Below are 7,111 nucleotides of genomic sequence, written 5' to 3' on the forward strand. Positions count from 1 at the left end.
CATCGCCTTCAGCGCCGCCGCCCGTCGCTCTTTCGGCGTCGTCAGCGCTTTCCCAGAAGATCCTTCAGAACGGTGTTGTCGAGCATCGCGTCCGCCAAGAGCCGCTTCAGCTTCGCGTTCTCGTCTTCCAACGTCCGCAGCCTCACCGCGTCCGAAGCGTTCATGCCGCCGTATTTCGACTTGAACTTGTAGAACGTGTTCGGGCTCAGCCCGTGCTTTCGGCACACCTCGGCCGTCGGCATCCCGGTTTCCTGCTCCTTGATCATCGAAATGATCTGCGTCTCGGAAAATCGGCTCTTTCTCATTCGTCTGCTCCTTCGAGGTCGAGCAGACCCTACATCAGAGCGAGGGAGTTTCCGGGGGGCAGGTCAGGGGGCACCATTCAACGCCGATTGACAGCATGGCGGATAAGATCCCCTTCGGCGCCGCCATGAACAAGGGCCTGACGTTTAAGATGGGCCAGACCCACGTCCAGGCCTACACGGCGCCCCTGCTGGAAAAAATCGAGGCCGGCCTGATCGATCCGAGTTTCGTCGTCACCCACCCCGCATCACTCGAGGATGCGCCTGAAATGTACAAGAAGTTTCGGGACAAGGAAGACGGCGTAATCAAGGTGGTCCTGCGACCGGAAAGCTGATTAGCGGACGCGGCCCCAGCATCAATAAGCAATGCCTGTCGGCGTCGCGAAGGGTCCTGAATTGGTCTCTGTGCAGTCCCGAGGGATCATCACTCGGGAGTAAGGAAGTAGGCCCTGAGGGATCGTGCGGCAGGCGTCGCTCATCAGCGGGCCGAGCGGGTTAGTCGCGCGGCACGGCAGGCAGGCAGGCTGAGATCATCGCAGACGGGCGCGAGCGTTTCCAGATGTCGTCATTGGGGGGTCAGAACCGGAAAAACGGGCGCAGATCGACAGCGGGCCCGAGGCGATCGCAGCGTTCCCGCGGGACCTACCCTGGGCCATCGAGGCAATCGGGCTGAGGCTGGCCCGCTGTCGCAGTGGCTCCGCCGCTCCGCGGGCGGGTTTTGAGCTAGTTCTGCTGGAGACGCGCCAGGTGAATGCGGTCCTGAAGGCCATGCGTCAGAACCGCCGCGATGCCGAGGGCATCGCCCGGTTGCGGCGCATGGGCCGGTTCCGGCCAGTCCATTGCAAGTCCGTATCTGCCTTGGAGGCTGGAGACAGCAGCCTCGGCCATCCTGGATGCCCGGTCGCTGCTGCGCGACAAGCTGTCGACCTTGGACCGCGGGCTGCTCGAGCTTGCCCGGCAAGACGAGGCCTGCCGCCTGAAGATGACGACGCCGGGCGTCGGCGCCGTTATCTTGCTGACGGTGCGCTCCGCGATCGACGATCCGGCGCGGTTCCGCTCGTCGCGGGATGTGGACCATGGGTCCGCCCGACGCCGCGGCTGGAGCAGTCCAACGGGCGCGATATCGTTGGGCGGATCACCAAGGCAGAGGATGCCCGATTGCGCGCGGCGCTCTTCAACGCAGCCTGCCGTGGCACGGGGGACCGGCGCTGTGCGTCATCGCATGTGGCGGGACGGCATCGAGTTCCGCCTACGGCGCGATCCGGTCACCGGCGCCGCCTGAGACGGCAAATGAGACGGGCAAGGAGAAAACCTAATCCTGGCAGGGCCAATCCCGCCATGACGAAGTCCCTGAACGGGACGCGGTCCCGGCGATGCCGGATCTCACGCTGCCGCTCGACATCCGTCTAAGCGCGTTTTCCAGACAGGCGCCCGGGAACCGATCTCACCGACATCATGTAGACGGCCTGCGCGCCCACCACGGACGGAAGCACGACACCTGCATGGGACGCACACGCCGCCGAGAACGAGGCCGGACCATCCCCGGCGTTGGGTTGCCGGCTCGCACAAGAAATCCATCACACCCATCGCCGCGCCTGCTTGGTAGTTTTTCCGGAACAAGCCGCGCCTCCGACTCCTTTACCGCCAGGTGCGGCTAAGCACCTTTATGGGGAGGATCTAAGATGATGGAAGAGCGTGACCCAGGCGCCTCGGCGGCGGACACGATACGCCGAGGTCTGGACGAGGCGGTGGAGACGACACGGCAAGCCGCCGGCGAGATCGGCACGGCCTTGGGAGATGATCTTAAGCAAACCCGGGACCGGGTCATGGACGAGGCGGAATCAGCCAAGCAGGGGCTCGCCGGTCAGGTTAGCGAGACCGCCGCCGCGCTCGACGCCGCCGCCGGGCAGTTCGGTGAGCAGTCAGTGCAGGGCGATCTCTTTCGGGGCGCCGCTCGGGGGCTCAACTCCCTGTCGCAAGCCCTGGAAGGCAATTCCATGTCAGGGCTCGCGTCCAACCTCACCGACTTCGGGCGCCGCAATCCGGCCGTCTTCCTCGGCGGCGCGGCGCTCGCGGGCTTCGCGCTCGCGCGGTTCGCCCAGGCCTCGGCGGCCGATCCCACGCCCGATCCGGCGGGTGACCGGGAGACGGTCCGATGAGCATGCCGGAGGACCGGGGAGCGACCACTCTGCTGGCCGATCTCGTCGGGCAGGTCACCGAACTCTTTCGCAAGGAGATCGAGCTGCTTCGCGCTGAGATCGGCGAGACGAAGAATAAAGCCACATCCGCGCTTGGCTTCATTCTCGTCGGTGCCGTCCTGGCCCTGACAGCGCTCAATGTCCTGGCCGCCGCGTTGGTGCGGGCCATCGAGCATGCCGGGTTGGACGCAGGATGGGCGGCGTTGATCGTGGGCGGTGTCCTACTCGTCATCGCCCTCGTCCTGGCACGCAAAGGCATGGGCGATCTGAAGGCCAGCGAGTTCGCCCCCCGTCGAACCACGCGCGCGGTGTCGCGCGACGCGGCCATGGCAAAGGAGAAGATGTGATGGCGAATAATTCCGAGTCCGACCCGATTGCGATCGAGCAGGAAGTCGACCGTGAACGCGCACGCGTCGCGGATACGATCGATGCGCTGCAATCCAAGTTATCGACGAAGGGCATCGTCGACGAAGTGGCCAAGGCCTTGTCCACGCACGGTGGCGAGATCACTGGCGGCCTTGGACGCGCGGTCCGCGACAATCCCCTGCCTCTCCTCCTAACCGGCATCGGGTTGACTTGGTTAATGGCGAGTTCGGGAGAGAGGACTGCTTCCCAGCCACGATTGGCGTCAGGTTCCGCGCTAGATGATCGGAGCCCGGGCGCCGGCACGCGTGGCGTGGGCGAGCGGGTCCCAAGCGAGGCGGCTGTTTCTCTCCGCGGCCTACGCGGTACTGTTGCGAACGCACGCGATACAACCGGTCATGCCATGGACGCGGCCGGCGACGCCGTGAGCGGCGCGGGAAGCAAGCTCGCCGGCCTGGCCAGCGGAGCGGCGGGTACTCTGGCCGAAGCCGCGAGCGGTGCGACCACGTCCGTGAATGATGGATTGAACGCGGGCGTGGCGCAAGCCAGAGCGGCGGCGGACTGGGGTACGAAGCAAGGGCGCGAAGCCATCCGAGGCCTTGGATCGCTCGCCGAGGAACAGCCGCTGGTTCTAGGCGCGCTCGCACTCGCGATCGGCGCCGCGATCGGGGGTGCGTTGCCACGGACGCGGACGGAGGACTCACTCATCGGCGCCCGGGCGGATAGTCTTAAGGCGGCGGCCGTGGACACGGTCAAGTCCGAGGGAAAAAAAGCAGCGGCGGTCGTCGGCGCGGTAGCGACGGAGGCCACGCATATCGCGGAGGAGGCGGGCGACATGCTTGCCACGGCCGCCGGCGGATTGGCCGACCATGCCAAGGAAGCATCGACACGGTTGCGCGGCGCCGCTCAGGAAGAAAGCGAAGCTCAAAAAGGCGAGATGGTGGAGGGCAGGGTGCATTATCCGGCCCTTTCCCCCGCCACCGACAGGAGCGACGGTTCCCACGAGGGAGACGTCGGCGATATCGACAGGCGAAGCGACGCAAACAAGGTCTCCGATCAAGTTCGCGACTGAGGCACGGACTAAACTAAGCGCGACCAAATGCGGCATGGAGCAAAGGCGATGGCGGCGAGGAATTGGTTGGGTGCTCGTCAAATCGGGCCGCGACGCCGCGCTGGACGAGGGCGCGACTTTGGATCGGGATATGCGTGGTGCCGCCGCGTCCATTCATCAGACCGAACGGGGGACGGCTGGCGCTCGGACTTCCAGTCCGACGAGATCCGCTTCGCGATCTGGCCGGAGTTCGGCGCTTCCGATCGACGGACTTGGGCAGATCGTCAATTGAAGGCGCCGGAAGTCCAACGGGCGGAGCTGAGTCGCGAGCTCGCCGAAGCTCCGCGACGTCATAGCGGCGCGAACACCTGCCGCAGGATGGCGCCGACCTTCTCGGCCGCGTTCTTCGCCGCGCGTTCGTCATACCCGACCGAGGGCCCGTACTCGACGCAGGCGTCAGAGAAACTGAACGGCTCTCCGGTCCCGAGATTGACGATCACGCCACAACGTTCCGCGCGCGCGCAAGTTCGCGCGGTTGGCGCGTCCTCCACGACAAATCCGGCCGTGGCTCCGGGATTGTCAAAAGCGTGGCGTACACCGGAATATTCGGTCAGCGTCGCGTCGTGTCCCTCGGCGCGAAGTCGCGCGATGTAGTTCTCGCACGGCGTGATGGGCACCCAGTCGTCGGCCGCGCCATGGAAGACGCGGATCGGCGCATCGACGACCGTGTCCTCGGTGTCCAGTTGAACACCGCAGGACGGATAGAACGGAAGGTAGGCGGCGATCTCTCCGCGCGTTGGTCGGTAAGCGCTTTGAAACCGGACCATGGCAGCGTAGAGCGCCGCGGTGCCGCCGCGCGAAAACCCCATCAGGACGATCCGGTCCGGGTCGATCCGGCCATCCGCCGCGAGAACTTCCACGGCGCGATGCGCGTCGTAGACCTGGTTGTAGAAGCCAAGCTGGCTCTGGTCGGTTTCGACGTCGGTGATGCCACGCGCCGTGAAGCTGTCGAGGCGAAGTGTCGCCACGCCGAGTTTATCGAGGATCCCGCGCCAGTTCGCGACCGCGCCGCTGGTAACACCATCCGAGCCATGGAGCAGAACGACGGCGGGGAGGCGCGCGTCCCAGTTCGGCAATCTGAGCGTCGCGCTCAGGACCACCGGAGTACCCGCCGCAGGGTCAATCCGGAGGAATTGCGTGTCCGTTAGGGTCACCGATGGTACGGCCAGCTCCTCGTCGCGCGGGGGACGCTTGTGGTCCTCGGCCCAAGCTGAGCCGGCTGAGATACCGCACGCCAGTGCGCCCAGAAGAAAAACCCGCGGCATCGCCCTCTCGTTTGAAGGTTCATCTTCGCTTCTTCCACCATACGCCTGTGGACCTCCTGTCGAAACAACGGCGGCTCCGCCGCGCAAAACCCGCATTCGCCGAGAGTTGCGGCGGCGCGCTCGAGGATCTCCCATCTCAGGGCGCTGTCGTATTCCGGCGTCGCCGCGGGCGTGAGCCTCGACGCGGCGCTGGCGCTAAGCGGCCTCGCCCGTTACGGATCAGCTGCGCGGGATTGTCTTGCCGGCTGCCCGGTACGATAGCCTGAGCCGAGCGAGCCCCGGCGCCGCGAACTCGATCGACCGGGATGGAGCCGATGTTCAAGCTATTCAAGCGTGCGGCTTCGATGGCCACGAAGCGAGCCGGATCGGCCAATGCGCGGGCGGCCAAGAAGGTGCTCCAGGCGATCGCGCCCCCCGCGAAGCCTGCTCCGAGAAAGCGCGCCGCTCCGAAACCCAAGCCGACGGCGTCCGCTCCCAAGGCCCGACCATCGAGCGCCGCCGCGAAACCCCGCGCGAGCCTCGGCGCCACGGTTCGCGCGCTCAAGGCAAGTGCGATGCCGGCGAGCCCCGCCGTCGCGCCGGCGAGGACCGTTGTCCCGCGCGGCGCGTCCTTCAGGGCCGCGGTCTATTCCTGCGAAGACGGCGAGCGCGCCTACAAGCTCTACGTACCCGCGCGTTCCAAAGCCGCCGACCAGACCGGAGCGCCGATGCCATTGGTGGTGATGCTGCACGGCTGCGCGCAGAACCCGGACGATTTCGCGGCCGGCACGCGGATGAACGCGCTCGCCGAGGAATTCGGTGTCCTCGTCGCCTATCCCGAACAGCCACGCGGCGCGAACAGGAACAGATGCTGGAACTGGTACAGGCGCGGCGACCAGGGTCGCGGCGGGGGCGAGCCCGCGCTGATCGCCGGGATAACCCGCGTGATCCTCGGCGCGCACCGGGCCGATCCGGCGCGGGTCTACGTCGCCGGGCTGTCGGCCGGCGGCGCGGCGGCGGCGATCATGGGCGCGGCTTATCCCGATCTCTTCGCGGCGGTCGGCGTTCATTCCGGGCTCGCCGTCGGCGCGGCGCGGGACGCGGCTTCGGGGCTTCTCGCGATGCGGCATGGCGCCCCCGGCGACCGTCCGTCCGTCGCCATCCCGACGATCATCTTTCACGGCGACAGCGACACCGTCGTCAATCCCGGCAATGGCCGTTACCTCGCCGCGCGCGCGTTGGTCCCGTTTCCGCGGTTGAGGAAAACCGAGAAACGGGCGCGGTCGCCGGGCGGGCGTCACTATACCCGGACCGTTCACCGCCTGGAGAATGGCAAGCCGTTCGTCGAGCACTGGGTCGTGGAGAGCGCCGGACACGCCTGGTCGGGCGGGAGCCGAGCCGGGAGCTTCTCCGACCCGGCCGGTCCCGATGCCTCGCGCGAGATGCTGAGGTTCTTTCTCAGACACCGGTCCGGCTCGCGTCGGCGCGCGTCCCAAGCCGGCTCGGATTGAGCGGCGCGCCTCGGAGCGATGAGCCTTCGATGAGCTCGGCGGGAGGGCCATGACGTCTTGGCCGCGGACGCCGGATCGGCCGAGAGCAGCCTGAACGAGAACGCCCGGCTTTAGAACTGCTTGGCAACCATGGCACTTACCAAGGACGTCCCGATCATAGGATCGCGGCATATGCCGACAGGGTGGACGAACAGAGAAGCTCCGTGCTTCGACTACAGGCCATCCGTCACCGGACACAGCGTCTTGCAACGCGAAGCGACGTTCAGAGATCGTGTCCCGCGGGGTGGTGTAGCTGAGGCGGTCATCGGGTTTCTCGGTAGGGTCGGGTCGCAACCGCCAACCTGAACCGAGGCATGCCCCCGATGACCAAGCCTATGATGGA

Annotated in this window: 6 protein-coding genes and 1 pseudogene; 5 read left to right on the forward strand and 2 right to left on the reverse strand. The window is 66.5% G+C overall.

What is annotated here, in order from left to right:
• Positions 1-305: pseudogene (locus ACLJK8_RS21390) on the reverse strand (transposase); the annotation flags it as partial.
• A gap of 95 nt (positions 306-400) precedes the next feature.
• Between ACLJK8_RS21390 and ACLJK8_RS21395 the strand changes: the two are divergent.
• The 4 genes from ACLJK8_RS21395 to ACLJK8_RS21410 all read left to right on the forward strand — a co-directional run bounded on the left by ACLJK8_RS21395 (position 401) and on the right by ACLJK8_RS21410 (position 3,935).
• Entirely contained in the window at positions 401-637 is a 237-nt protein-coding gene (locus ACLJK8_RS21395; protein ID WP_413152441.1) for a hypothetical protein, read from the forward strand.
• A gap of 1,350 nt (positions 638-1,987) precedes the next feature.
• Complete coding sequence (locus ACLJK8_RS21400) at positions 1,988-2,461, forward strand: hypothetical protein (RefSeq protein WP_413152442.1); 474 nt, start codon at positions 1,988-1,990, stop codon at positions 2,459-2,461.
• On the forward strand, positions 2,458-2,847 hold the full coding sequence (locus tag ACLJK8_RS21405) for a phage holin family protein (protein WP_413152443.1): 390 nt from the start codon (positions 2,458-2,460) through the stop codon (positions 2,845-2,847). Before ACLJK8_RS21400 ends, ACLJK8_RS21405 begins: the two co-directional genes overlap by 4 nt.
• Entirely contained in the window at positions 2,847-3,935 is a 1,089-nt protein-coding gene (locus ACLJK8_RS21410; RefSeq protein WP_413152444.1) for a DUF3618 domain-containing protein, read from the forward strand. Before ACLJK8_RS21405 ends, ACLJK8_RS21410 begins: the two co-directional genes overlap by 1 nt.
• Before the next feature lie 329 nt (positions 3,936-4,264).
• Here ACLJK8_RS21410 and ACLJK8_RS21415 read toward each other — a convergent pair whose 3' ends face one another.
• On the reverse strand, positions 4,265-5,239 hold the full coding sequence (locus ACLJK8_RS21415; protein ID WP_413152445.1) for a dienelactone hydrolase family protein: 975 nt from the start codon (positions 5,237-5,239) through the stop codon (positions 4,265-4,267).
• 344 nt (positions 5,240-5,583) lie between these two features.
• Between ACLJK8_RS21415 and ACLJK8_RS21420 the strand changes: the two genes are divergently transcribed.
• Complete coding sequence (locus ACLJK8_RS21420; protein WP_413152447.1) at positions 5,584-6,729, forward strand: alpha/beta hydrolase family esterase; 1,146 nt, start codon at positions 5,584-5,586, stop codon at positions 6,727-6,729.
• The last annotated feature ends 382 nt before the right edge of the window (positions 6,730-7,111 follow it).

It is taken from the genome of Amaricoccus sp. W119, from assembly GCF_047275745.1.
GTDB lineage: Bacteria > Pseudomonadota > Alphaproteobacteria > Rhodobacterales > Rhodobacteraceae > Amaricoccus.

Coding starts and splice junctions, on each gene's coding strand:
- ACLJK8_RS21400 (WP_413152442.1), top strand. CDS start 1,988: ATGGAAGAGCGTGACCCAGGCGCCTCGGCGGCGGACACGATACGCCGA.
- ACLJK8_RS21415 (WP_413152445.1), bottom strand. CDS start 5,239: ATGCCGCGGGTTTTTCTTCTGGGCGCACTGGCGTGCGGTATCTCAGCC.
- ACLJK8_RS21420 (WP_413152447.1), top strand. CDS start 5,584: ATGGCCACGAAGCGAGCCGGATCGGCCAATGCGCGGGCGGCCAAGAAG.
- ACLJK8_RS21405 (WP_413152443.1), top strand. CDS start 2,458: ATGAGCATGCCGGAGGACCGGGGAGCGACCACTCTGCTGGCCGATCTC.
- ACLJK8_RS21395 (WP_413152441.1), top strand. CDS start 401: ATGGCGGATAAGATCCCCTTCGGCGCCGCCATGAACAAGGGCCTGACG.
- ACLJK8_RS21410 (WP_413152444.1), top strand. CDS start 2,847: ATGGCGAATAATTCCGAGTCCGACCCGATTGCGATCGAGCAGGAAGTC.